The 24869-nt window shown below is 64.9% G+C and carries 26 protein-coding genes; 18 read left to right on the forward strand and 8 right to left on the reverse strand.

Annotated features, from left to right (window positions below; translation table 11 throughout):
• Positions 1–78 precede the first annotated feature (78 nt).
• The 4 genes from CDI09_RS08600 to CDI09_RS08615 all read left to right on the forward strand — a co-directional run bounded on the left by CDI09_RS08600 (position 79) and on the right by CDI09_RS08615 (position 4137).
• A complete protein-coding gene (locus CDI09_RS08600; protein ID WP_078524125.1) occupies positions 79–819 on the forward strand; it encodes a 16S rRNA (uracil(1498)-N(3))-methyltransferase in 741 nt (246 codons plus the stop codon).
• 72 nt (positions 820–891) lie between these two features.
• The gene (locus tag CDI09_RS08605) at positions 892–2307 is read left to right on the forward strand and encodes a glutamate--cysteine ligase (protein ID WP_078524123.1); all 1416 of its coding nucleotides are present in this window, start codon (positions 892–894) and stop codon (positions 2305–2307) included.
• A gap of 145 nt (positions 2308–2452) precedes the next feature.
• Complete coding sequence (gene mbfA, locus CDI09_RS08610) at positions 2453–3409, forward strand: iron exporter MbfA (RefSeq protein ID WP_078524121.1); 957 nt, start codon at positions 2453–2455, stop codon at positions 3407–3409.
• A gap of 86 nt (positions 3410–3495) precedes the next feature.
• Positions 3496–4137 carry a LolA family protein gene (locus CDI09_RS08615; protein ID WP_078524119.1) on the forward strand — a complete coding sequence of 214 codons (642 nt, stop codon included), beginning with the start codon at positions 3496–3498 and terminating at the stop codon, positions 4135–4137.
• Positions 4138–4173: 36 nt separating this feature from the next.
• On the opposite strand, the gene rsmI is transcribed toward CDI09_RS08615, so the two are convergent.
• Positions 4174–5166, reverse strand: coding sequence for a 16S rRNA (cytidine(1402)-2'-O)-methyltransferase (gene rsmI, locus CDI09_RS08620; RefSeq protein ID WP_167370163.1), 993 nt, complete (start codon positions 5164–5166; stop codon positions 4174–4176).
• Between rsmI and CDI09_RS08625 the strand changes: the two genes are divergently transcribed.
• Entirely contained in the window at positions 5151–6518 is a 1368-nt protein-coding gene (locus CDI09_RS08625) for a penicillin-binding protein activator (RefSeq protein WP_078524116.1), read from the forward strand. The two genes, rsmI and CDI09_RS08625, sit on opposite strands and share 16 nt — an antisense overlap.
• A gap of 41 nt (positions 6519–6559) precedes the next feature.
• Here the strand turns inward: CDI09_RS08625 and CDI09_RS08630 are convergent, their stop codons facing one another.
• From CDI09_RS08630 to CDI09_RS08645, 4 genes are all read right to left on the reverse strand, one after another.
• Complete coding sequence (locus tag CDI09_RS08630; RefSeq protein ID WP_078524115.1) at positions 6560–6904, reverse strand: hypothetical protein; 345 nt, start codon at positions 6902–6904, stop codon at positions 6560–6562.
• Between the two features lie 160 nt (positions 6905–7064).
• Entirely contained in the window at positions 7065–7982 is a 918-nt protein-coding gene (locus CDI09_RS08635) for a lysophospholipid acyltransferase family protein (protein ID WP_110571257.1), read from the reverse strand.
• Positions 7979–8965: a tetraacyldisaccharide 4'-kinase gene (gene lpxK, locus CDI09_RS08640; protein ID WP_078524111.1), complete on the reverse strand. Its 987-nt coding sequence runs from the start codon at positions 8963–8965 to the stop codon at positions 7979–7981. The genes CDI09_RS08635 and lpxK overlap by 4 nt, the downstream gene beginning before the upstream one ends.
• The gene (locus CDI09_RS08645; protein WP_078524109.1) at positions 8965–10275 is read right to left on the reverse strand and encodes a 3-deoxy-D-manno-octulosonic acid transferase; all 1311 of its coding nucleotides are present in this window, start codon (positions 10273–10275) and stop codon (positions 8965–8967) included. The genes lpxK and CDI09_RS08645 overlap by 1 nt, the downstream gene beginning before the upstream one ends.
• A 412-nt stretch (positions 10276–10687) precedes the next feature.
• On the opposite strand from CDI09_RS08645, the gene CDI09_RS08650 reads away from it, so the two are divergent.
• Together CDI09_RS08650 and moaA are read left to right on the forward strand one after the other, a co-directional pair.
• Positions 10688–10909 (forward strand): DUF3553 domain-containing protein, encoded by a 222-nt coding sequence (locus CDI09_RS08650; protein WP_078524108.1) that lies wholly within the window; start codon positions 10688–10690, stop codon positions 10907–10909.
• Positions 10910–10922: 13 nt separating this feature from the next.
• Entirely contained in the window at positions 10923–11942 is a 1020-nt protein-coding gene (gene moaA, locus CDI09_RS08655) for a GTP 3',8-cyclase MoaA (protein WP_110571258.1), read from the forward strand.
• Between the two features lie 3 nt (positions 11943–11945).
• Here moaA and CDI09_RS08660 read toward each other — a convergent pair whose 3' ends face one another.
• Positions 11946–12809, reverse strand: a complete 864-nt coding sequence (locus tag CDI09_RS08660) for a methyltransferase domain-containing protein (protein ID WP_078524104.1) — start codon at positions 12807–12809, stop codon at positions 11946–11948.
• Between the two features lie 56 nt (positions 12810–12865).
• Here CDI09_RS08660 and CDI09_RS08665 point away from each other — a divergent pair, with 56 nt between their 5' ends.
• From CDI09_RS08665 to CDI09_RS08685, 5 genes are all read left to right on the forward strand, one after another.
• A complete protein-coding gene (locus CDI09_RS08665) occupies positions 12866–13618 on the forward strand; it encodes a ComF family protein (RefSeq protein ID WP_078524103.1) in 753 nt (250 codons plus the stop codon).
• A gap of 83 nt (positions 13619–13701) precedes the next feature.
• Positions 13702–13962 carry a glutaredoxin 3 gene (gene grxC / locus CDI09_RS08670; RefSeq protein WP_078527630.1) on the forward strand — a complete coding sequence of 87 codons (261 nt, stop codon included), beginning with the start codon at positions 13702–13704 and terminating at the stop codon, positions 13960–13962.
• A 9-nt stretch (positions 13963–13971) separates the two neighbouring features.
• Positions 13972–14433, forward strand: coding sequence for a DUF1178 family protein (locus CDI09_RS08675; RefSeq protein WP_078524102.1), 462 nt, complete (start codon positions 13972–13974; stop codon positions 14431–14433).
• Positions 14434–14500: 67 nt separating this feature from the next.
• Positions 14501–15007 carry a DUF2147 domain-containing protein gene (locus tag CDI09_RS08680; RefSeq protein ID WP_078524100.1) on the forward strand — a complete coding sequence of 169 codons (507 nt, stop codon included), beginning with the start codon at positions 14501–14503 and terminating at the stop codon, positions 15005–15007.
• Positions 15008–15053: 46 nt separating this feature from the next.
• Entirely contained in the window at positions 15054–16283 is a 1230-nt protein-coding gene (locus tag CDI09_RS08685) for a lactonase family protein (RefSeq protein WP_078524098.1), read from the forward strand.
• 26 nt (positions 16284–16309) lie between these two features.
• Here CDI09_RS08685 and ubiG read toward each other — a convergent pair whose 3' ends face one another.
• The gene (gene ubiG / locus CDI09_RS08690; protein ID WP_078524096.1) at positions 16310–17059 is read right to left on the reverse strand and encodes a bifunctional 2-polyprenyl-6-hydroxyphenol methylase/3-demethylubiquinol 3-O-methyltransferase UbiG; all 750 of its coding nucleotides are present in this window, start codon (positions 17057–17059) and stop codon (positions 16310–16312) included.
• A gap of 156 nt (positions 17060–17215) precedes the next feature.
• Here ubiG and CDI09_RS08695 point away from each other — a divergent pair, with 156 nt between their 5' ends.
• From CDI09_RS08695 to prfA, 6 genes are all read left to right on the forward strand, one after another.
• Positions 17216–18469: an aspartate kinase gene (locus CDI09_RS08695; RefSeq protein WP_078524094.1), complete on the forward strand. Its 1254-nt coding sequence runs from the start codon at positions 17216–17218 to the stop codon at positions 18467–18469.
• An 8-nt stretch (positions 18470–18477) separates the two neighbouring features.
• Positions 18478–19557, forward strand: coding sequence for an NAD(P)H-dependent flavin oxidoreductase (locus CDI09_RS08700; RefSeq protein WP_078527628.1), 1080 nt, complete (start codon positions 18478–18480; stop codon positions 19555–19557).
• Complete coding sequence (locus CDI09_RS08705) at positions 19554–20684, forward strand: helix-turn-helix domain-containing protein (RefSeq protein WP_078524092.1); 1131 nt, start codon at positions 19554–19556, stop codon at positions 20682–20684. The genes CDI09_RS08700 and CDI09_RS08705 overlap by 4 nt, the downstream gene beginning before the upstream one ends.
• Before the next feature lie 135 nt (positions 20685–20819).
• The gene (gene ispG / locus CDI09_RS08710) at positions 20820–21980 is read left to right on the forward strand and encodes a flavodoxin-dependent (E)-4-hydroxy-3-methylbut-2-enyl-diphosphate synthase (protein WP_078524091.1); all 1161 of its coding nucleotides are present in this window, start codon (positions 20820–20822) and stop codon (positions 21978–21980) included.
• Between the two features lie 86 nt (positions 21981–22066).
• A complete protein-coding gene (gene hisS / locus CDI09_RS08715; RefSeq protein ID WP_078524090.1) occupies positions 22067–23323 on the forward strand; it encodes a histidine--tRNA ligase in 1257 nt (418 codons plus the stop codon).
• 2 nt (positions 23324–23325) lie between these two features.
• On the forward strand, positions 23326–24387 hold the full coding sequence (prfA, locus tag CDI09_RS08720) for a peptide chain release factor 1 (RefSeq protein ID WP_078524088.1): 1062 nt from the start codon (positions 23326–23328) through the stop codon (positions 24385–24387).
• A 9-nt stretch (positions 24388–24396) separates the two neighbouring features.
• On the opposite strand, the gene CDI09_RS08725 is transcribed toward prfA, so the two are convergent.
• Positions 24397–24858, reverse strand: a complete 462-nt coding sequence (locus tag CDI09_RS08725; RefSeq protein ID WP_078524086.1) for a hypothetical protein — start codon at positions 24856–24858, stop codon at positions 24397–24399.
• Positions 24859–24869 lie beyond the last annotated feature (11 nt).

Below are 24869 nucleotides of genomic sequence, written 5' to 3' on the forward strand. Positions count from 1 at the left end.
CACAGATGGGCCGGAAGGCCCCGTGGGGTCAAGACCGGCCCCGGTATCCTGTCCCGCGCTGAAAGGTTATCATCTGGCATGAGGGATTGTCCGCGCCTGTTCATATCACCCGCCCATGTCGCCCCCATGGCGGTCGATGTCCTGTTCGATCTTGATCCGGGGCAGGCCCATTACCTGGGCACGGTCATGCGCCAGCAGGCCGGGGCAGTGGTCGAGGTATTCAATGCGCGTGATGGCGCCTGGCGGGGCGTGATCGAGCACCTGCGCCGCGACCGCTGCCGCATCCGCGTGGTGGAACAGACCCGTGCACCCGTCGCCACGCCGGGGCTGTGCCTCGTGTTCGCGCCCCTCAAGCGCGATGCGACCGAAACGGTCATCCGCATGGGCACGGAACTCGGGGTCACGCGGTTTCGCCCCGTGGTGACCGAGCGCACCAATACCCACCGCATCAATGCCGATCGCCTGAACAGCATCGCCACCGAGGCCGCCGAGCAGTGCGAGCGCCTTGACGTGCCCGCTATTGACCCGCTGGCGCCACTGCCAACGGTGCTGTCGCAATGGCCTGATGATACAGCTCTTTTTGCCGCTCTCGAGCGCAGGCCGAAGGTGGCTGCCCCGCCCGCGCCCCATGTAGGCGATGGCGTGCTGATTGGTCCGGAGGGCGGGTTTTCGCCCCGTGAGCATGAGATGCTGTGCAGGCAGGCTTTCGTGCGGCCGCTCTCGCTCGGCGCGCTGGTGCTGCGGGCGGATACGGCGGCGGCGGCGGCGCTGGCTCTTGTCGGGTCGGGCCTCAAGGCCTTATGTGGTAAGACTTCGTAACGACAATTCTTCTTTTTCCCTTCGGCCTGTCGCCAGCCTTGCCCTGACTGTCATGAGGATATTGCCCCCGCCATGTCGAATCCCGGCGCGCATAATGCAAACGTCATCGAATCCCTTGACCAGATGGTCGCCCTGCTCGCAGCGGGCGCACGCCCGCGGGCGCAGTGGCGGATTGGCACGGAACATGAGAAATTCGGTTTTGTAAAACCCGATGCCGCAGGCCCGGGGCGTGCGGGATGGTCGGCGCCACCCTATGCCCCGCGCGGAATCGAGGCCCTGCTGCACGCCGTTTCAGCCGAAGGCGGCGGGACGCAGTGGCAGGACATTATTGATGAGGGCGCGCTGATCGGCCTCAAGGGGCAGGAACAGGCGAAAGGCAGTTCCATTTCGCTCGAGCCGGGCGGGCAGTTCGAGCTTTCCGGCGCGCCGCTCGTCTCGCTGCATGATACGGCAGCCGAGATGGCGCATCACTTCGAAGCCATCCGTCCGGCCTGCGCCGAACTCGGCCTGGGCTTCGCCCCGCTGGGCTTTCACCCCACGGCCAGGCGCTCTGACATTCCATGGATGCCCAAGAGCCGCTACGCCATCATGCGCGACTACATGCCGCGTGTGGGCACGCTGGGGCTGGATATGATGCTGCGCACCTGCACCGTGCAGGTGAACCTCGATTTCGGCTCGGAGGCCGACATGGCGCGCAAGATGCGTGTCTCGCTGGCGTTGCAGCCGGTGGCGACCGCGCTGTTCGCCAGCTCGCCGTTCTACGAAGGCCGCCCCAACGGTTTCCTGTCCAATCGCGCCCGTGTCTGGACCGATACCGACAATGCGCGCGCGGGCATGCCGCGCCAGTTCCTTGAAGATGGCTTCAGCTTCGCAGTCTATGTGCAGTGGCTGCTCGATGTGCCGATGTATTTCGTCACGCGCCACGGGCGCATGATTAATGTGGCGGGCCATTCCTTCCGCGACTGGCTTGACGGGCGCTGCCCACCGGGGCTGGAAGGCGAGCGCCCCACCATCGGCGATTTCGAGGACCACCTGACCACGGCCTTCCCCGATGTGCGCCTCAAGCAGTTCCTTGAAATGCGCGGCGCCGATGCGGGCTCGCCCGCCATGATGCTGGCCCAGTCAGCACTCTGGACCGGCCTGCTCTATGATGACGCCACCGTGCATGCCGCCGAAAAGCTGGTGCTCGAACATGGGTGGGACGATTATCTTGCCCTGCGCGCCGCCGTGCCGCGCCAGGGGCTGGATGCGCCGTGGGGGCAGGGCACGCTGCGCCCGCTCGCAGCCCGCATGATCGCCCTGGCCACCGATGGCCTGCGCGCCCGCGCCCTGCGTGATGGCAATGGGCACGACGAGACCCGTTATCTGGCGCCCCTGCATGAAATTGCAGCAGGCGGCCCCACGCAGGCCGAGGCCTTTCTTGCCGCCTATCATGGTCGCTGGCAGGGCGATGTAACCCATGTCTTTACCGAAGCGGCCGTGGTGTGAGCCGCAGGCGGGGATATTTTACCAAGAAACGTAACCGAGAAGCATAATCATTTTCGATCGTTTTACTTGGGTATTTTGATTGAGAATTATTTGTAACTTTACAATATTCTTGAGCTATTAAGAGAATTTATGCATAGACTGGGTAATGCGTAAATTCTCTTCCCTGTCCGATCAGGAAATCCTCGCGCTTGCCATCTCCAACGAGGAGGAAGACGGGCGTATCTACTCCGATTTTGCCTACACCCTGCGCGAGAAATATCCCGACACGTCCAAGATCTTTACCGATATGTCGATGGAGGAGGATGAGCACCGCCGCGACCTGATCGACCTGTATGTCAGCCGTTTCGGGCCGCATATTCCGCTGATCCGCAGGACTGATATTGCCGATTTCATGGTGCGCAAGCCCGCGTGGCAGGTGCAGACGCAGGGCATCGAGGCCGTGCGCGCCCATGCCCGGCAGATGGAAATGGATGCGGCGCGATTCTACCGTCAGGCCGCCCTGCGCACCACCGATGCCACGACCCGCCGGCTGCTTGGTGACCTCGCCCATGCCGAGGACCAGCACGAGCAGGCCGCCAACGCCATTACCCTCGACCGCCTGCCCACCAGCAAGCGCGAAAGCGAGGATGAGGATGCGCGCCGCCGTTTCGTGCTCCAGATCATCCAGCCCGGCCTTGTGGGGCTGATGGATGGTTCGGTCTCGACCCTCGCGCCGGTCTTTGCCGCAGCCTTTGCCACGCATCAGCCATGGAACGCCTTTCTTGTCGGCATGGCGGCATCGGTGGGGGCGGGGATTTCCATGGGCTTTGCTGAGGCCCTGTCCGATGATGGCAAACTTTCGGGGCGGGGCGCGCCACTGCTGCGCGGGCTGGTGTGCGGGCTCATGACCACGGCGGGCGGCATCGGGCATACCCTGCCGTTCCTGATCGATGATTTTTCGGCGGCCATGATTGCCGCCATCATCGTGGTGGTGATCGAACTGTTCGTCATCTCATGGATACGCTGGCGCTATCAGGACACGCCGTTTGGCTCGGCCATTGTGCAGATTGTCATTGGCGGGCTGCTGGTGTTCGTGGCCGGTGTGCTGATTGGCAGCTCGTAGGGGCACGCGCCGGAGGGCTGGCTTGATATTGCGGGGCTGATGGGGCACGACTGTGCACAGAGTATCTGCACGGATTGCGCCGCATCATGAAATTTCTTCCTGTCATTGCCGCCTGTGGCGTTGCCTGCCTGCTTGGCGCTGCCCCCCTTGCGCCTGTTGCCCGTGCACAGGAGCAGATGGCCGTGGGCGCTTCGGACCAGGACCATGCGCTGCTCGAGCGGGTCGAGCACCACCTTGATGCGATCAGCCTGCTCAAGGCGCGTTTCCGCCAGACCGCGCCAGATGGCAAGGTCAGCACCGGCACGGCGTGGATTGACCGCACGAATCGCCGCATGCGCTTCCAGTATGACCCGCCCAGCCCGCTGCTGCTCGTGGCCAATCATGACCAGGTGGTGTTCAACGACAGCCAGCTTGACCAGACCACCACCATGCCGATGGAAAAGACCCCGCTCGGCCTGCTGCTGCGCCCGCATCTGCAACTCTCGGGTGATGTAACGGTTACTGGCCTGTCGCATGATGGCAATGCGCTCGACATTACCGTGGTGCGCACCGATACGCCGGGCGATGGCAGCATGACCCTGCTGTTCCATGACAGCCCGCTGCTGCTGCGTGGCTGGATCATTCAGGATGCCCAGCAGGAAACCACCCGTGTTGACCTGCTCGATGCCACCACCGGCGGCCCCATGCCAGCGGATTCGCTGTTCAATACCGATATCGGGGCGCAGTAACGGCCTGCCTGCCGCTACAGATGCTGCCCTGAAGGTCTATTTCCTGTCCCGCGCCAGTTCCAGCGCGCGGGCATAGACCGTGCGGCGGGGCAGGCTGGTAATGCCGGCCACAAGCGCTGCCGCATCCTTTACCGAGAGCGTGCGCAGGGCCTCGTGCAACTGGGTGTCGAGATCGGTTGCCGTGCTGTCTTCCTGCAGGGGTGGGCCGAGCACCACGGTAATTTCGCCTCGTGCCGGGTGCTCACTGTAATGGGCGGCAAGTTCCGCCACCGTGCCACGGCGCACTTCCTCAAACCGCTTGGTCAGTTCGCGGGCCACGGCGGCAGGCCGCGCGCCGCCCATGACATCAGCCAGGGTGGCCAGCATTTCCGCCAGGCGGTGCGGGGCTTCGTGCCAGATCAGGGTGGCGGACAGGCCCGCGCATTCGGCAGCGTGCAGTTGTGCCAGCACCTCGCGCCGTGCCGCCTCGCGCGGAGGCAGAAAACCCGAGAACATGAACGGGTGCGGTGGCAGGCCCGACAGCGTCAGCGCCATGACCGCAGCATTCGGCCCCGGCACTGCCGTAACGTGGCCGCCCGCCGCAACAACCGCGCGCACCAGCCGGTAGCCGGGGTCCGACATCAGCGGCGTGCCCGCATCCGAAATCACGGCAATGCGTTGCCCTGTGGCAAGGGCCTCGAGCAGGGCAGGGATCTGCCGGTCCTCGTTATGGTCATGCAGGGGGCGGGTTCGGGTGCGGATGCCGTATTCACGCAGTAGCCGCGCACTGGTGCGCGTGTCCTCGCACAGGATCAGGTCGCACGCCTCCAGCGTCTCGACCGCGCGGCGGCTCATGTCGCCGAGGTTGCCTATCGGGGTGGAAACAAGCACAACTTCTCCACCCTGATGCACAACCGGAACGGTTTCATCGGCGTTCCCGGCATGACGGGTAGCGGATTCTCCGCTATGAACACTGTCACGGTTTATATCCGCCGGATGTTCCGGGGCATGTTGAGATTTTGAAGGCGAGGAAGATGAGGCGTCAGACATTCGGAACCCAGCTGCAAGGACAGGATGCTGATACTGCCTCTGCGCGCCCTGCATGCAAGCGCTTATTGCTCGCGGGGCTGGCGCTGTCAGTGCTGACCGCGTGTGCCAGCGGTGGGGGCGGAGGCCATCATGCGCCCCATGCCGGGCGTAACGTGGGCGTGCTGCTGCCGCTGAGCGGGGCGAACGCCCGGCTGGGCCAGGAAATGCTGACCGCCACGCGCATGGCCATGAACACGCCCACGGCCCCGCCGCTTGATGTGCATGATACAGCCGCCCCCGGCAGTAATGCCGCGACCGCCGCGCAGGCGGCGATCAAGGCGGGCGATGGGCTGATCCTCGGCCCGCTCACCATGGATGAGACCGTGCAGGCAGCGCCTGTTACCACTGCGGCCGGGGTGCCCGTTCTGGCCTTTACCAGCGATATGTCGGTAGCCCGGCCCGGTGTCTGGACCCTTGGCATTGCGCCCGAGCAGCAGGTGCGCCGCATGGTGCTGGCCGCCCGCCAGCAGGGGCGGCAGCATTTCGCGGCTTTCCTGCCCGATAACCGGCTGGGTCATGCGCTTGGGCAGGCGTTGCAGCAGGTATGTGAGGAAAATGGCCTGCAATCGCCGCAGATCATGTTCCATGACAGCACGCAGGAGGCGATTACCACCAGCCTCAAAACCCTGTCAGCCTATGACAGTCGCGCCGCCGCCGTGCCGCAGCCCGACCCCGAGGCCCAGCCGCCGGTGGCCTCCACGCCCGGGGCCGTACCCGATTCCGCCGCTATGGACCCGGCTAACCCCGATGGCGCGCCGCAGGCCCCCACGCCAGCGCCAGAAACCGCCACGGCGCCTGCCGCAACGCCAGATTTTCCCGCCCCGCCGTTTGATGCCCTGCTTCTGGGCGATACCGGGCTGCAACTGGGCATGATTATCAATGCGCTGGCCCAGGCGCATGTGGACAATACGCATGTGCAGATCATGGGGCCGGGGCTGTGGGGGGCATTCGCCAACAAGCTCGGTGCGCTGCAGGGCGCGTGGTATGCCGCACCCGATCCGGCAACGCGGCAGACCTTCGTGCAGCAGTTCATGGCCAGCTATCACCATATGCCAACCCCTCTGGCCGACCTGACCTATGATGCGGCGGCCCTGGTGAAAGCACTGGATCAGAACCGCCCCGCCGGCAGTGCCAATGGCTACTCCGTGCAGGCGCTGACCCGCCCCGATGGGTTTGGCGGGGTAGATGGCGCATTCGGTTTTCTGGATAATGGCAAGACACGGCGCGATCTGGCCGTGTTCCAGATCCTGCCAGCCGGTGGCGGCAAGATCGTCATTCCCCCTGCGGGCAGGCTGCGGCGCAGCGCCAACTAGGGGGCAACGGAGTAGGGTGTTCTAACCGTCGCTGGCCTTTTTCAGGCGGCGACGGTGGCCCCATGCGCCAGCACCGGGCGGATGGCGTGAAGGGCGGCTTCAAAGCTGCTGTAGGTGGCAAGCTGGCGGTCGCGGATCTGGTCAACAAGCACCCAGCCCATGCCTTCGGGGCGGACCATGTAGGCCGGCCGGGCATTTTCGCGCACCCAGACCAGCACATGTTCGATATCGGGCTCGTTTTCATCGTTGTGATCGGTGATATCCGCATCACACAGGCCCATGCACGCACCGGCTTCAAGCCAGCGCATCAGGTATTCGCGGTGGCGGGGCAGGAAGCCCTGCCGCAGGGAAACAACATTGGTGGCGGAAGCCTGCTGATTCATCATGTGCATTCCGTTGGCCCTCTGACTGTCTTGGCGTGACAAGATAGGAACAACGCTATTCCTGCATGGCAGCTTTGCCAAACTGAATTTCAGGCAGAAAGCCGCACAAACAGGCAGAAACGACACCCTGTGGCAAAAAAGCAATATTTTGTAGCATACATGACTATTTTTTAGTCTCTTTAGTGGGCATATGCCTATTCCATCGGCGATGAATCCAGAGCCAACTGCCCGGTTGCTGCCGTATTGTGCCTTCAATCCAGTCATTCACCTGCTGTGTCAGTGTCATCTGGTCCGCCGCGCGGTCGCCGCTATCGGGCAGGTCGATGGGAGGGTGAACATGCATGCGTAGCCGCGCCGGGCCCAGGCGCTCGATATAGCCGGGTATGACGGGGCAGCGCAGCTTGAGCGCCATGGCGCCCGCCGTCATGGCGGGGTGGCCGAAAAAGCGGGCGGCGACTCCATCATTCATCTTCTGGTCCACAAGCATGCCCAGATGGCCGCCTCTCAGTATGTGGGCCAGCGCGCCGCGCGCGCCGCGCGCGCCCTTGGCAAACAGGGGCACGGGCTCCCCCATCGCGTCATCGCGCAGATCGCACAGGATGCGATCGACAAGCGGGTTGTTGGGCGCGCGGTAAAACGAGGAGAATGGCAGCCCGTACCGCGCCACGGCGGGGGGCAGCATCTCCCAGTTGCCGATATGGCCGGATACGAAAATGGTCGGCCCGCCTCTTGCCGCCTGCGCGATGAGGTGTTCCCCGCCTACCACGTCCCAGCCGGGGCTGCCGTCAGCCGGGTTGCGGGGCAGGGTGGCAAGGTGCGGGAGTTCGCCAGCATTGCGGCCGATATTGTCCCACATGGCGCGAATGATGGTGCTGCGCATTCCGCCATCAAGTTCAGGCATGGCCAGACGCAGGTTGGCATCAGCTATTTTCGATACGGGCAGGCGCGGCCCCACCGTGCGGCACAGCCAACCGCCAAGGTTGGAGGCCCGCACCGGGCCAATACGGCGGAAGATGGCTACAAGCCCGCGCAAAAGGGCGGCTTCAAGGCGCATCTGCCGCGTGGGCTGTCCTGCTTTCATTGCTGTATCGTGCCCAGCCATAGATCCAGTATCCGTTCGGGCATGGCGGGGGTGGCCCATGCCAGTTGCAGGCCGACCGTGCGCACCTGCGCCCGCAGGGCGGCATCGAGGCGCACGGCATCCTTTTGCGTTGTAACAAGACAGGCCCCGGCCTGTACTGCAAGCCTGTGCAACCGGGCCTGTTCGGCAGCGGTATAGGCATGATGATCGGGGAAGGCGAGGCAGCGTGCGGGGTGGATGCCGCACTGCGCCAGTCCTTCAAAAAACTTTCCCGGCCGCCCGATTCCCGCAAAGGCGATGATGGGCCGGTCAGGAGGGATGGCCTGTGTGTCGGGTTGCAGGGTTGCCGCAAAACAGGGCAGTCCATCAGGCAGGCTGGCCTTGATGCCCTGCCGGTCATGGCCCATGACCACCATACCACCGGCGCGGGCAAGTGCGGTGGCGACCGGCTCACGCAGCGGGCCTGCAGGCAGCACCCGGCCATTGCCAAACCCGACCGCGCCATCCACCACCACCAGCGCCAGATCCTGATGCAGGGTGGGGTTCTGGAACCCGTCATCCATCAGCAGGCAGTCCGCTCCGTCAGCCAGGGCGCGGCGTGCCGATACAGCACGGTCGGTTCCGACATAACACGGCGCGATGCGTGCCAGCAGCAGGGGTTCGTCACCCACGTCGCGGGCGGTGTGGTGGTTCGGGTCAACCCGTGTGCCCATACGTGCCCGGCCGCCATATCCGCGCGAGAGGAAAGCAGGCCTGCGCCCCCGGCTTAGGGCGCGCTGGGCCATATCCATTACCAGTGGCGTCTTGCCCGCGCCTCCCACGCCAATATTGCCGCAGCACAGCACGGGCACCGGCGCATGCCACGATGTACGGTTCAGGCGGCGTGCCGTGGCGGCAGCATAAATGTGGGCGAGGGGGGCGAGCAGGCCTGCCATCAGTCCGGCATCGGTGGCCGGTCGCCACCAGAAGGCGGGCGGCTGCATCAGCGCAGGCCCAGTGCAAGCAGGGCATGGGCTATGTTCCGGGCCAGCGTAGGATCAGGCAGGGCGTGCTGCCGGGCGCATTCGCCTGCCTTGTGGCGGGCATCAGGACTCTGGAGCAGCGGGATGAGCCATTGGGCAATATCCTGCGCGGTTTCGACAAAACGCACGCTGTCCTCCATCCGGGCATAAGCCTGACGGAAATTGCCGATCCGTGGCCCGCTGGCCACAGGGCATGCGGCGCGCGCGGGTTCCAGCGGGTTATGGCCACCGCCCGCACAGCCCGGCAGGCTGTTGCCCATCAGAACCGGTGCGCCCAAGGCGAGGAACAGCCCCATCTCGCCCAGCGTATCGCAGATCCATAGCCCATCCTGTGCCGTAGGGGCCTGCCCCAGTGCGCGGCGCGGAGGGGCAGGGCTGGTGAGCGCGGCGATGTCCGTGCCGCGTTCGGGGTGGCGGGGTATGAGAATGGTCAGGGCATCGGGCACCACCTGCCGCACAAGGGCGCTGGCGGCGATGATGGTGGCGTCCTCCCCCGGATGGGTGGAGGCCGCGACCCATACCGGGCGACCGGCCAGGCAGGTCCGCAGTTCGGCTAGCGCTGCCGGGTCATGCGGCAGGGGGGGCGCTGCATCCTTGAGGTCGGCAATCAGGTCGATCCGGGTTGCGCCGCCGTGCTGCAGGCGGGCCGCATCTTCCGCGCTGCGGGCCATGACCCATGCAAAGGTCGAGAGCATGCGGGCCAGAAGGCAGGCTGCCCTGCGCCAGCTTGCCAGCGAGCGATCGGACATGCGCCCATTGAGCAGTGCGAGCGGTACATGCCGCGCGTGGCAGGCTGCGATCAGGTTGGGCCAGAGTTCGCTTTCCACCAGTGCGCCCACATCAGGCCGCCAGTAATCGAGAAACCGCGCCCCCCAGCATGGTACATCCAGCGGCGCGAATTGCGTCATGACCCGGTCCTGTCCCGTCATGGCTGGCAGGCGGTCATGCAGGATGGCGTTTCCCGTGACTGTGCCGGTCGTGATCAGCACGTGCAACGTGGGATCAAGATCAAGCAGGTGTTGTACTACCGGCATGAGGGCAACCGTTTCGCCCACGCTGGCGGCATGCAGCCATGCCAGCAACCCCGGAGGGCGAGGTCGGCTGGCGAGGCCGCGCCGCTGGGGCAGGCTGGCCGGGGTTTCCTTGCCATGTGCCAGCCTGCGACGCAGGTTCACGCGCAGGATGGGGGCCAGCAGGGTAGACAGACCATGCCACCCCGCCCCCAGCATGGCTCCGCACAGGCGGCCCCTTATGGTGGGGCGGTGGCTCATGCCTGTACTGATCGGGAAAGGGGTGCGCGCATGCCCTTGCGGTAACATGCCTTGTGATGGGGGAAAAGACGGAGCGGCGGGCGCGCCCGTTCATCGCCTTACGCAGCGTGTGCTTTCTCTCTTTTGCAGGTGCTGAGGGCTTTGATTGAGATGGTGGATCAGAAAGCTCTTTGTTGTGGTAGTGAATGTTGTGTATTTTCAATAACAACAAGTAAACACATCTTATTTTTTATTTAAATGTTATAAAACAGATGTAAATCTGCAAAAAGAATCCCAATGTGCATTAGCGGTATGGCGCGCATGCCGACCGGCGCGGCGGCTTGGGCCATTCCACCACGATCTTGCCAGCAGCGGGCTGTTTTTTTGTTGAATACCCGCCAATGGGGTTTAATAAGGCCCGCACCGGTCCGATATGCCGGTCGTGACCCCCATGCAGGAACCGCGCAGCATCATGGCCCCTCCACCTTTCCGGTCCTTTCTTGTTCCGGGACAACTGGTCCGCCACCCCGACCATCCCGAATGGGGCGATGGCGCGGTGCAGTCGGCCATTGGCGAGCGTGTTACGGTCATGTTTCCCCATGCAGGCAAGGTGATGGTCAATGCCATGGTCGTGCAGCTGACCGTGTTGTCCTGAGGCTTGTGACTGCATGAACCATGCCCCGCTACCCGACTCCTACGGCCGCCTGCTGACCTACCTGCGCGTGTCGGTCACCGACCGGTGCGACATGCGCTGCATCTATTGCATGGCCGAGGACATGACCTTCCTGCCCAAGGCGGAAATCCTGTCGCTGCCCGAACTCGAGCGCCTGTGCACAGCGTTTATCCGCCACGGCGTGCGCAGGCTGCGGGTGACCGGTGGCGAGCCGCTGGTGCGGCGTGATGTCATGTCCTTCTTCCACGAAATGGGCAAATGGCTGCACCGCGACACGGGCCAGCCAGGGCTGGATGAACTCACACTCACCACCAATGCCAGCAGGCTGGCCGAATTTGCCGATGGTCTTCAGGCAGCGGGCGTGCGCCGCGTCAATGTCAGTCTTGATTCGCTTGATCCCGTCCGCTTTGCCCGTATCACCCGGCGCGGCAACCTCGCCCGCACGCTTGATGGCGTCCGCGCGGCACGGGAGGCGGGGCTTGCGGTGCGCATCAACACCGTGGCCATGGCGGGCGTGAATGAGGATGAATTTGACACCCTGATTGCCTGGTGTGGCGAGATTGGCGCCGATCTGTGCCTGATCGAGACCATGCCCATGGGCGAGACCGGCGAGGACCGCACCGATCATTACCTGCCGCTATCAACCGTGCGCCGCAGGCTTGAGCAGAACTGGGTGCTGGAGCCGCTGGCCTACCGCACCGGCGGCCCGGCGCGTTACGCTCGCATTGGCCAGACAGGCCGGCGCATCGGCTTCATCACGCCCATGACCCATAATTTTTGTGAAAGCTGTAATCGCGTGCGCCTGTCATGCACCGGCAGGCTTTACACCTGCCTTGGCCATGAAGGCTCGACCGACCTGCGTGCGCCGCTGCGTGCGGGCGAAGATGATGCGGCGATGATGGACCATGTCCGCGCCGCCATTCTGCGCAAGCCGAAGGGGCATGATTTCCTGATCGGGCGCGATGCCGATGATCCCGCCCGCGTGCGGCGTCACATGAGCGTCACGGGCGGCTGAATGTTACCGTGGTCCGCGCAGCGCCTCCTCCAGGCTCACGCTGAACTGGCCGGGCCGGAGGGGGCGGGGTTGCGTGGGGGCAGGGGCCCAGCCGGTCATGACCGCGATGTGCAGCGACTGCGCCACGGAGCCATCGGCATCACGCGGCAGGCGGCCAAGCGCCTCGGCCAGCAGGGCAGGAGATGTGAGGCCACGCGCGCGCTGGCGCAGGGCGTTGGTCTCGCCCGCGTGGCGCAGGTCGGCGAGCAGGCCCATGGGGGTGGCGTAACTCAGTTCGATCACATCCGCATCGGCCACCGGCAGGGCGAACCCCGCGCGTTGCAGCAGGGCGGCGCAGTCGCGCAGGCCGGGAAAGGGCGAGATGCGCGGCGAGACACCACCGCGCCGCGCCATTTCGGCCTCCATCAGGGCCGTGCGCAGGCCGCCCAGCGTGGGCAGCACGGGCATGCAGGCCAGGAACAGCCCGTCGGGTGCCAGCACGCTGCGCACCTGCGCCAGCAGCCCCGGCAGGTCATTGACCCAGTGCAGCGAAAGGCACGCCACCACCAGATCGAAACTGTGCGGCGCAAAGGGCAGCCATTCACCATCCATCGCGATGGATGGCCCGCCATCAAGGGCGGCCATGCGTGGCGAGAGATCGGCGGCAACGGTATGGATGCCGCGTGCGCGCAGGAGTGGAGCCACCACACCGCGGCCACCAATATCGAGCGCCGTGGCGAATGGGCGCGTGACATCATCAAGCCGGTCGAGCAGGCGGGTGGCGGCTTCCTCCACAACGGGGCGCACCGTCGTCACCTCACTTGCGGCGCGGTCACGGTGCAGCCTGACGGCATGACGGTCGAATATCTGCGGCACATCCGGGCTCATGCTCCATGGTGTGAACTCATGCCCGCGCCGTGCCAAGCCCACGATCGTGTGAGCCCATGAACCGCGCCGCATGGTGGCGCAGGGCCGCAACGCCGGTGCTTGACCTGCTGTTTCCGCCCCGCTGCCTTGGCTGCGGGGCGGAGGTGATGGAGGCGGGGCATCTGTGCAGCGCGTGCGTGGGTCGTCTGCACCTGATTACGCCGCCTTTCTGCCGCTGCTGCGCCCTGCCATTCGCCTCCCGCGCCGCCGCGGGGCCGGACATGACCTGCACCACATGCCAGCACAGCCCGCCGCCGTGGCGCGAAGCCCGTGCCGCCATGGTGTATGATGAGACCGCGCGCAGCCTGATCCTGCCGCTGAAATATGCCGACCGCACGGAAAACGTATCGCTGCTGGCACGTTACATGGCCATGGCAGGTAGCGACATCATGACGGGGGAGAGCCTTTTCATGCCGGTTCCCCTGCATCGCCTGCGGCTGTTTGGCCGCCGCTACAACCAGGCCGCCCTTCTGGCCCGCGCGCTGGCAGGCCTGACGGGTGGTGTGGCCCTGTGTGACGGGCTTGAGCGCATCCGTGCCACCCGCCCGCTTGAAGGGCTGGGCCGCAGCCAGCGCCAGCACCTCATGCACGGGGCGGTTGCGGTGCGCCCCGGGCGGATTCCCATGCTGGCGGGGCGGCACGTCATCGTGGTGGATGATGTGATGACCACCGGCGCCACGCTGGCCGCCTGCACCGTTCCCCTGCTTGCGGCTGGGGCAGGGCGGGTTGATGTGCTTGCCGCCGCGCGTGCCTGTGGCCAGCAGGCGTAGCAATAGGATAGGATGGCCCAAAACACATGCATTCGCCCCAGACCATGGGTGGCGGATCAACCCGCAAGCCAAGTGAAGGTTCAATGCCCACGATCGATATCTACACCCAACCCGGCTGCCCCTACTGCATCCGCGCCGTGCGGCTGCTCGAGCAGAAGGGGGTTCCCTTCAACGAAATCAATGCCCCTTACGGCACGCCCGAGCGCGCGGAGTCCATCCGCCGCTCGGGCGGGCGCAGCACGGTGCCGCAGATCTTCATCGACGGCACGCCCATTGGCGGTTGTGATGACATGATGGCGCTCGAGCGTGCGGGCAGGCTCGATGGCCTGCTGGGCAAGGCCTGACAGGTCGGCATGATCCGGTATCAGTTGCGCTGTGGCGCGGGGCACGAGTTTGAAGGGTGGTTCCCCGGTAGCGCCGCGTTCGAGCGGCAGGCCGCAGGCGGGCTGCTGTCCTGCCCGCATTGCGGATCGCCCGACGTGACGCGTGCCCTCATGGCGCCCGCCGTCCATACGGGCATGCCCGCGCGGCAGGTAAAGGAAACCGCAACGCCTGCCACGCCCACGCCACCCGGCCATGCGCCACAGGCCATGCCCGACACCATGGTCGCCCTGTTACAGAAAATACGCGACACGGTTGAAGCACAGTGTGACGACGTGGGCGACCGCTTTGCCGAGGAAGCCCTGGGCATGCACCGTGGCGAGCGTGAGGCCCGGGGCATTTATGGTAGCATGACGGAACAGGAGCATGCCGAACTTGATGAGGCGGGCGTGGAGGTTCACGCCATTCCATGGGTTCGGCGCGCTGACAGTTAAAGGGTAGACGCAAGCGTGCTCCGGGGCATTCACCGGGACGCGCGCCATGTCGGGGGAACGATTTAAGATGCACGACACAAAACGGAACACGACCCTGCGCCAGGCGGGTGGCCGCATCATCGCGGCGTTTGCCCTGCCGGCCATGGCCGCGTTATGTGCCATGGCGGTCGGGCTGGCCTCCCCCGCCACCGCCCATGCCGGGGAGCCGGACATTATTGGCCGGTGGATGACCAAGGACCATGACGGCGTGTTCGAGATCAGCCAGTGCGGGCAGGAGGTGTGCGGCAAGCTGGCGGGGCTGCGCTACACCACCGACATGCCGCGCGACAAGCGCGGCGAGCCCGAATGCAACCTGCCCATGCTCAACGGGTTTACCCCGGACCCCGAAACGAAGGGACACTGGAATGGCCATGTTACCGATCCGGACACCGGGCATGTGTACCATGCCAAGCTCTGGGTCTCGCAATCGGGGGACCTGAAGCTGCGTGGCTTCGTGGCCGTGCCTTTATTTGGTGAAACCGAAACCTGGACCCGCTATACCGGGGATATCGGCCCTGCGTGCAAACTGCCGTAGCAAGCAAGAAAAACAGTTCCAACTGACCGGGATCGTCCTTTCTGTCATGAGCACCAATATCTCCCGACGTACCTTCGCCACCACCCTGGCGGCCGCCGTGCCTGCGCTGTCGCGGCGCGCGATGGCCCAGGCCACGCCGAGCAAGCCCCGCACCATCTGCTACATTGGCGGCTACACCCAACATGCTCCGCCAGGCGGGGCGGGCAACGGGCAGGGCATATCGGTGTTCGAGATGAACCCCGATACCAGCAGCCTTTCGCCGCTCATGACCTATGTGGATATCGCCAGCCCGTCCTTCATGGCCATGTCCAGCGATTTTAAGCATCTCTATGCCCTGAGCGAAATTGATGACTTCAATGCCAACAAGGAAGGCTGCGTCACCGCATTCTCGGTCAACCGCTCGAGCGGGGAACTGACCAAGCTCAACGTCATGCGCTCGGGCGGCGCCGTGCCCGCGCATCTGAGCATCCATGCTTCAGGCAAATACGTGCTGGTGGCCAACTACATGGGCGGCACGGTTGGCGTGCTGCCCATCCACCCCGATGGCAGCCTCGGCGATCCGACCGATGTGGTGCACAATACCGGCCCGCGCATGCCCGACCGTGCGGCGGACAATCCGCCGGGCAACTTTGCCATCAGCGACCATTCCATGGCGCATGTGCACATGGTGGCCTCCGACCCCTCGGGCCGCTATGTGCTGGCCTGTGACGCCGGACTGGACCGGGTGTATGTCTGGACGCTCGACCTGCATACCGGCCGGCTCGTGCCCGCCAAAACACCCTTCATCGCCATGACGCCGGGTTCCGCCCCGCGTCACTTCTCCTTCAACGAAAAGGGGACGATGATCTACATCCTCGGCGAGCAGGATTCGAAAGTGGTCGCCGCCACCTTCAACCCGCAGACCGGCGAGATCGTGCCGCAGCAGACCGTCAGCACCGTCACCCCGCATTTCCGTGGCAGCACGCTGGCTGCTGGCATCCTGCTCTCGCCCAACGGCAAATACCTGTATGTGTCGAACCGGCTGGGCGATTCGCTGGCCAGCTTCCACGTGAACGATGACGGCACCCTCAACCTGGTGGAAGAAATCTGGATGCATGCCGATTACGGGCGGGCCATGATGTTCGACCCCAGCGGCACCTTCCTGTTCTGCGCCAACCAGCGCAGTGATTCGGTCACGTCGTTCAAGGCCAATGCCCAGACCGGCGTGCTCGACTTTACATGGAACTTCACCCCCGTGGGCAGCCCGACCACGTTCGCGTTCATGAACACGATCTGAGTGGCCAGACCACGGGCGCGCGGCCCTTAGTCGCGCACGAGGGCCGCGATGTAGTTCACCGACATGTCACGGCTTTCGCGCCAGCCGCCCAGGCCAGGCACCATGCCCGCCACGTCGGTCACGCGCAGGCCAGCGCGGGCGGCGTACTGGCCCAACTCGGCAGGGGTGATGAACTTCTTCCAGTCATGCGTGCCCACGGGCAGCAGGCGCAGCACGTATTCCGCCCCGATCTTGGCCATGGCCATGGAGCGCCACGTGCGGTTCATGGTCGAAACCACCATCACCCCGCCCGGCTTGAGCAGGCTACCCAGCATGCACAGGAAGGCGGCGGGATCGGTTACATGTTCGATCACCTCAAGGGCGGAAATCGCATCGAAGCGGGCATGGTGGGCCACCAGTTCCTCCGCACTGCCGCAGCGATAGGCCAGAGGGCCGGCTGATGCGGGCAGGGGGTGGTGGCGCAGGTGCAGCCGCCCTGCCGTAATCGCCGCCTGCGAGGCATCAAGCCCGGTCACGTCATAGCCCGCGCGGGCAAATGCCTCGCTGGCCAGCCCCGCGCCACAGCCGATATCGAGCAGCGTGCGCCGGGCGCCATCGTCCGCCAGGGCAGCGGGCAGATGGCGCATGGCCCAGCCGGTGCGCAGGTCGTTCATGGCGTGGAGCGGGCGCATGGGGCCTGCGGGGTCCCACCACCGGGCAGCGAGATCGCTAAAATGGGCGATTTCATCCGGGGCGACGGAATCCGCCGACACAACGGTCGAATCGTGATGCTGCATGGGTGCACCGCCTTTCATTTGGCTTTCTCCCGCTGGACGCGGAAGCTGGGGAGATGTATGTGACGCGGCTTGCGCATAACGCAATGCCCCGGATTGGCCAACAGGCCCCCACTCCGGATATGCTGAAGCCCGAGCCATAATGGAGCCATTATTCCGATGTCCCCTACCGTACCGCGGATCGTGATGAAATTCGGCGGCACTTCCGTCGCTGATCTTGACCGGATTCGGGCCGTGGCGGAAAAAGTCCGGAAACAGGTCGAGGCCGGGTGCGAGGTGGCCGTTGTGGTCTCCGCCATGTCTGGCGTGACCAACCGCCTTGTCGGTTACTGCCGCGATCTTTCCGCCACGCATGATGAACGTGAATACGATGCTGTCGTTTCCACTGGCGAGCAGGTGACCAGCGGCCTGCTGGCCATTGCGCTGCAGAAGCTGGGCATCAACGCCCGCTCCTGGCTGGGCTGGCAGATCCCGCTGCGCACCGATAACGCCCATGGCAAGGCCCGTATCGAATCAATCGACGGCATCGCCCTGATCGAGAGCATGCGCGCAGGCCAGGTGCCGGTCGTGGCGGGCTTTCAGGGCATTGGGGAAGACGGGCGCATCACCACGCTCGGCCGTGGCGGCTCCGATACCTCGGCCGTGGCGCTGGCCGCCGCGCTGAAGGCGGATCGCTGCGACATCTACACGGATGTGGACGGAATCTATACAACAGATCCCCGTATTGTTACCAAGGCACGCAAGCTGGACCGCATCACCTACGAGGAAATGCTGGAGCTGGCATCGGTCGGCGCCAAGGTACTCCAGACCCGGAGCGTGGAACTGGCCATGAAGGAGCGCGTGCGCGTGCAGGTGCTCTCCAGTTTCAATGACGGGCCAGCACCATCGGAAGGGCATCTGCCCGGTTCATTAGTCGTGGATGAGGACGAAATCGTGGAACAGGAACAGGTCGCCGGCATTGCCTACTCCCGGGACGAGGCAAAGGTTTCCGTCCGCCAGCTTCCCGATCGGCCGGGTATTGCCGCCGCCGTGTTCGGCCCGCTGGCCGACGCCAACGTGAACGTGGACATGATCGTGCAGAGCACCGGCGATGACGGCATGACCAACATGACCTTCACCGTGGGCAAGGCCGACCTCGCGCGCGCCATTGCGGTGCTGGAAAGCACGCACGCCACCACCCGGTATGCCGAACTGCAGACCGATGACAGCGTGGTCAAGATCAGCGTCGTGGGCGTGGGCATGCGCTCGCATGCCGGTGTGGCCAGCACCATGTTCCGCACCCTGGCCGAGCGCAACATCAACGTGCAGGTCATCTCGACGAGCGAGATCAAGGTCTCGGTGCTGATCGCCTCCGAATATACCGAGCTGGCCGTGCGCGCGCTCCACACCGCCTACGGGCTGGATGCAGCGTGAGCACGACCATGCCCGCCACCGCTGATGCCCCGTCCGCCCTGATCGACCCCGCGCGCCGCAGGGAGGCCCGTGCCCGCCTCGACCACCTGTGGGGCCGTGGCACGCGCTTTCTGGGTAGCGAATACGCGCTGCTGGCAGGTGCGATGTCGTGGGTAAGCGAGCGCAATCTTGTCTCGGCCATTTCCAACGCGGGCGGCTTTGGGGTTCTGGCCTGCGGCGCGATGGAACCCGAGCGCCTGGCCGAGGAAATCGCGGGCACGCAAGCTCTGACCCAAAAGCCCTTTGGCGTGAACCTGATTACCATGCACCCCCGGCTTGATGAGCTGGTGCAGGTCTGCATCAGGGCGGGCATTACCCATGTGGTGCTGGCGGGCGGCATTCCGTCCGGCCCGGTCATCCGCGCCATCAAGGACGGGGGGGCAAAGGTCATCGCCTTCGCGCCCGCCTTCGTGCTGGCCAAGCGGCTGATGCGGCTGGGTGTCGATGCGCTGGTGATCGAGGGATCGGAAGCGGGCGGGCATGTCGGCCCCGTGTCGCTGACGGTGCTGGCGCAGGAAATCCTGCCCCATATCCATGACGTGCCGGTGTTTGTGGCGGGCGGGCTGGGGCGAGGGGATGCGATCCTGTCCTATCTCGAACAGGGCGCGTCAGGCGCGCAGCTTGGCACGCGCTTCGCTGCCTCACGCGAGAGCATCGCGCATGAAAACTTCAAGAAGGCCTTCATCCGCGCCAATGCGCGTGATGCCGTGACATCGGTACAGCTTGACGAGCGTTTTCCGGTCATTCCGGTGCGGGGGCTGAACAATGCGGGCACCCGGCGCTTCATGCAGCACCAGGCGGAAACGCTGCGCCGCTTTCAGGGTGGTGAACTGACCAGGGAAGCTGCCCAGCTCGACATCGAGCATTTCTGGGCGGGCGCCCTGCGCCGCGCCGTGATCGATGGCGATGTGGAGAATGGATCGGTCATGGCCGGGCAGTCCGTGGGCATGATCACCGCCGAGCAGCCGGTCAGCGAAATTATCAATCAGCTGGTCGATCAGGCCATCGATGCCCTGATCCGTCAGGAAGAGAGGGCCCGCTACGGATGACCGACGGCAAGCGCATTTTTCGCGGCAAGGCAACGCCGGGCACGCCCGCGCCGGCACCGGGCGCCTCTTCCATCGCCTCGGTGGGCGACATGCTGCGTGCGCGCCGCGAGGAGCTGGGCTGGAACCTGCCCGATGTCGCGGCATGGCTGCGCATCCGTCTGCCGTACCTGCAGGCCCTTGAGGAGGGACGCCCCGGCGAGCTTCCCGGATCGGCCTATGCCATTGGCTTCCTGCGCAGCTACGCCAATGCGCTGGGGCTGGAAGGCGAACAGCTTGTCGAACGTTTCAAGATAGAAAGCCGGGGCGCCTTTACCCGCAAGGCCGAACTGTCCTTTCCCGTGCCACTGCCCGATCGGGGGCTGCCAACCGGCGTGCTTCTGCTGTGTGGCCTCGTGATTCTGGTGGGCGCCTATGCGGGGTGGTACAAGCTGACCGGCTCGCAGGGCATTCATGACCTTCCGGCCAAGCTGACGCTGCCTGGCCTGTCATCGGGCACGACCGCGTCGCCGCAGGTGGCCTCGGTGCTGCCGCCCGCCGATGAACGGCCCGCGCCGCAGCCCCTGCCACCGCAGGAGCGCGAGGCGCTGACCGGCACACCCGCCATGCTGCCGCCAGCGGCAGCGCTCCCGCCCATGCCCGCGCCGGCGGCTCCCTCGCAGCCGCTCGAAAAAATGGGCGAGGATCGCAACGTGCTGGCCCAGCAGGCCCAGGCGACGGCAGCCCCCGCTGCTGCTACCGACAGCGTGACCCTGAGCGCATCGGCCGCGACCTGGGTGCAGGTGCGCAAGCATGGTGGTCCGGTCCTGTATGACCATGTGCTCCAGCCCGGTGAGACATGGCAGACACCGCAGGGGCAGTCCGGGCTGGAACTGACCGTGGGCAATGCAGGCGGCCTGACGCTTGCCGCAGGCGGGGTTACGACCCAGCCGCTCGGTCGCAATGGAGAAGTGCGGCACAATATCCCGCTCAGCCCGGCTGCAGTGGCTGATGGCTCGGTGATGCATGCCGCACCGGTGGCAAATATCCACCCGCCAATGCCTTCACCCATGCAGCCAGGCGGCACAACCGCCACAGGGAGCGGCAATAATCTCTCTCCGCCCCTCCCGCAGCACATCAATCCAGAGTAAAAGGGTCTCCTACGGCATGGTCCACATTGTGATCGCCATGCCGGGAACCGGCATGTAACAGACTATCGGGCCGTGCCAGGCCGCCGCTACGGCGGGCCGGAGCACACACCGCCGCCTTATGTGGAGGGCACAGAAATGAGCAGCTATCGTCCCTATCAGCACATCGAACGCCGCAAGTCGCGGCAGATCCATGTCGGCAACGTGCCGGTCGGTGGTGATGCCCCGGTTTCGGTGCAGACCATGACCAACACGCTGACCACCGATGCCGAGGCCACGATCGCGCAGATCCGCCGCGCCGAGCTTGCGGGCGTGGATATCGTGCGCGTGTCCTGTCCCGATGAGGAAAGCACGAAGGCGTTAGCCGAGATCGTGCGCGAAGTGAACGTGCCGATCGTGGCTGACATCCACTTTCACTACAAGCGCGCCATCGAGGCCGCCCAGGCAGGGGCCGCGTGCCTGCGCATCAACCCCGGCAATATTGGCAGCGCCGAGCGCGTGCGCGAGGTGGTGAAGGCAGCCAAGGACCACAACTGCTCCATCCGCATCGGCGTCAATGCCGGTTCGCTTGAGAAGCACCTGCTGGAAAAATACGGCGAGCCCAACCCCGAAGCCCTGGTGGAAAGCGCGCTCGAACACGCCAAGATCCTTGAAGATCATGATTTCCATGAGTTCAAGATCAGCGTGAAGGCATCGGACGTGTTCATGGCGGTCGCGGCCTACCAGCAACTGGCCGATGTGTGCGACCATCCGCTGCATATCGGCATTACCGAGGCAGGCAGCAAGCGCGCAGGCACGGTCAAGTCCTCCATCGGGCTGGGCAACCTTTTGTGGGCGGGCGTGGGTGACACGATGCGCGTCTCGCTCTCGGCCGAGCCAGAAGAGGAAGTGCTGGTTGGCTGGGATATCCTGAAGTCACTCGGCCTGCGCCACCGTGGTGTGAAGATCATTTCCTGCCCGTCCTGCGCGCGGCAGGGCTTCAACGTGATCGAAACCGTGCAGACGCTGGAAGATCGCCTGGCCCATATCAAGACGCCCATGACGCTGTCCATCATCGGCTGCGTGGTCAATGGCCCCGGTGAGGCGCTGATGACCGATATCGGCGTGACCGGCGGCGGTTCAGGCCGCCACATGGTCTATTCCGCTGGCAAGCAGGACCACACCATGCCTGCTGGTGACATGATCGAACACATCGTGGACCTGGTGGAGAAGAAGGTGGCCGTGCTGGAAAAGGCGGATGCCAGCAACACCCCAGCCGAGGAAATGGCCCGCGAAGCCAGCATGTCCACCACGGACTGAATCAAACGCCGCGCGCCCGGCAGGGCGCGCGGCCCGGCTGGTGGCCTGCGTGCGGGCCACCGGTATGAAGACAGGAATATCGCGTAGTGAGCAGCTTACAGCCCGTTCGTGGCACCCATGACCTGATTGGTGAGGAACGCAGGCGGTTCAACCATGTAGTGGAAACCGCGCGCCGCATTGTTGGCCTGTACGGGTTTGATGAGTGGTCGACCCCTGTGTTCGAGGATACGCGGGTCTTTTCGCGCTCGCTGGGCGATACGTCAGATGTTGTCTCGAAAGAGATGTACACATTCGAGGACCGTGGCGGTGAATCCCTGACCCTGCGGCCCGAGGGCACGGCAGCCATCTGTCGCGCGCTGGTCACCAATGGGCTGACCCAGTCGCTGCCGCAGAAGGTGTTCTACGCCGGGCCCATGTTCCGCTACGAACGCCCGCAGAAGGGGCGCTACCGCCAGTTTCACCAGATTGGCGCCGAACTGCTGGGATCGGCCGAGCCGCTGGCCGATGCAGAGGTCATCGCCATGGGCCGCGACGTGCTGCACGCGCTTGGCATTGGCGATGAAGTGGTGCTGGAACTCAACACATTGGGCGACAGCGCCAGCCGCGATGCATGGCGTACGGCGCTGATCGCCTATTTCAGCGAACGGCGTGCCGAACTCTCCGCCGACAGTCAGGCCCGGCTGGAGCGCAACCCGCTGCGCATCCTTGACAGCAAGGCCCCGCAGGACCGTGCGCTGGTGGCGGATTCTCCCACCATTGCCCAGTATCTCACGCCCGAGGCGCAGGCCTTCTGGGATGGGCTGCGCAGCACGCTGGACACGATGGGCGTGCGCTTTCGGGAAAATCCGCGCATTGTTCGCGGCCTGGATTATTACGGGCACACCGCCTTCGAGTTCGTGACCGAGCGCCTTGGCGCGCAGGGTACCGTGCTGGCTGGTGGCCGGTATGACGGGCTTGTTGCCGAGATGGGTGGGCCAGCAACGCCCGCCATTGGCTGGGCTGGCGGGATCGAGCGCCTGTCCATGCTGCTTGAGGATGTTCCGGCCGAGCCGCGTCCGGTTGCCGTCGTGCCGATGGGCGCGGATGCGCAGGCCGCGGCCCTGATCGTGCTGCAGCGCCTGCGGGCTGCGGGCATCCGGGCTGAAACCTCCTATCGCGGCAACATGAAGCGCCGCATGGAGCGTGCCAACCGCATGAAGGCATCGCATGTCGTGGTGATTGGTAGCGACGAGATTGCACGCGGCGTGGTCCAGCTCAAGAACCTCGATAGCGGGCACCAGACCGAGGTGCCCCTTGATGGCGTGGCCGCCGCCCTGCAGGCCGGAACCGCCGCAGGGGGCTGAGCGTGTCAAAATTCGACGAACGCCTGGACCGGATTGTTGGCCGGTGCGAGGAATTGCAGGCCCTGCTTGCGCAGGGCCTGTCGGGCAGCGACTTCACGCAGGCCTCGCGCGAGTATGCCGAGCTTGAGCCGATTGTCGCGCGCGTGAACGCGTTGCGCGGGGCGGAAGAGGCTGAGCGCGACGCCAGCCAGATGCTCGCTGACCCCGAAATGCGCGAACTTGCCCAGGCCGAACTCGACGAACTGCGCACGCAGATCCCGACCCTGCGCCACGACATCCGCCTGGCCATGCTGCCGCGTGACGAGGCGGATGAGCGCAGCGCCATCCTTGAAATCCGCCCTGCCGCGGGTGGCGACGAGGCCGGGCTGTTCGCCGCCGAACTGTTTGGCGCCTACCAGCGCTATGCCGACCAGCGTGGCTGGCGCTTCGAAGTCCTGGAATATGACCAGTCCGAACTCGGTGGCCTGCGCGAAGGTATTGCCAGCATTACCGGGCGTGGCGTGTTTGCCCGGCTGAAATATGAATCCGGCGTGCACCGCGTGCAGCGCGTGCCCGCGACCGAGAGCCAGGGCCGCATCCATACCTCCACCGTTACCGTGGCGGTGCTGCCCGAGGCGGAAGAAGTGGATGTGGAGGTCAATGACGGCGACCTGCGCATTGATGTCTACCGGGCATCAGGGGCGGGGGGGCAGCACGTCAACAAGACCGAAAGCGCCGTGCGCATCACCCATCTGCCCACCAATATCGTGGTGGCGATGCAGGAAGAAAAAAGCCAGCACAAAAACCGCGCCAAGGCCATGAAGATCCTGCGCGCGCGGCTGTATGAGCGCAATCGTGCCGCGGCCCACGAAACCCGCGCCGCCGACCGCCGCGCCCAGGTGGGCACAGGCGACCGCTCCGAGCGCATCCGTACCTACAATTTTCCGCAGGGCCGCGTGACCGACCATCGTATCGGTCTTACGCTTTACAAGATCGACCGCGTGATGGCGGGTGAACTCGATGAGTTCGTCGATGCCCTGACACAGGAAGAACAGGCCGCCCTGCTTGCGGCGGATGAGGGCTGACCCGCCGGTTCAGGAGGTAGGGGCGGCACACAGGCTGCTATGGCCGGGGTGGCGTTCGACGCTTTCGGGCTCATCTCTATCGACAAGGTAGAATTCGGTGAAATTGCGCGAGGCAATGGCTTCAAAATGATGTCCATCAGGATGATACAGCACGCCTTCGCCGCTTACCTGATGGATCTCGACCTTGCCACTGGGGCGGCGGATGTAAATTTCCCCGCACAGGGCGTAGCTGTGGTTGAGGCGTCCCATCGCGGTATCGACATGGACCGTCTGGCTGGTATGGTCCGCATCAAGGCGAAAGGTGGCGACAAGCTGCTCATCGACATAGAACCGCTCGGCTTCCGAAATCTCTCCCTCGCCATAATTGTCTCTCACGTCGAACGACCCGGCAAGGGCAGGGGAAGCGCCAGTGCATAGCATGGCAGCAAGGAGCAGGCGCGCAAGATGCGATGAAAGGGCGGGCAGATACATAATGGCCCAGT

The sequence above is a fragment of the Komagataeibacter nataicola genome (genome assembly GCF_003207795.1).
GTDB lineage: Bacteria > Pseudomonadota > Alphaproteobacteria > Acetobacterales > Acetobacteraceae > Komagataeibacter > Komagataeibacter nataicola.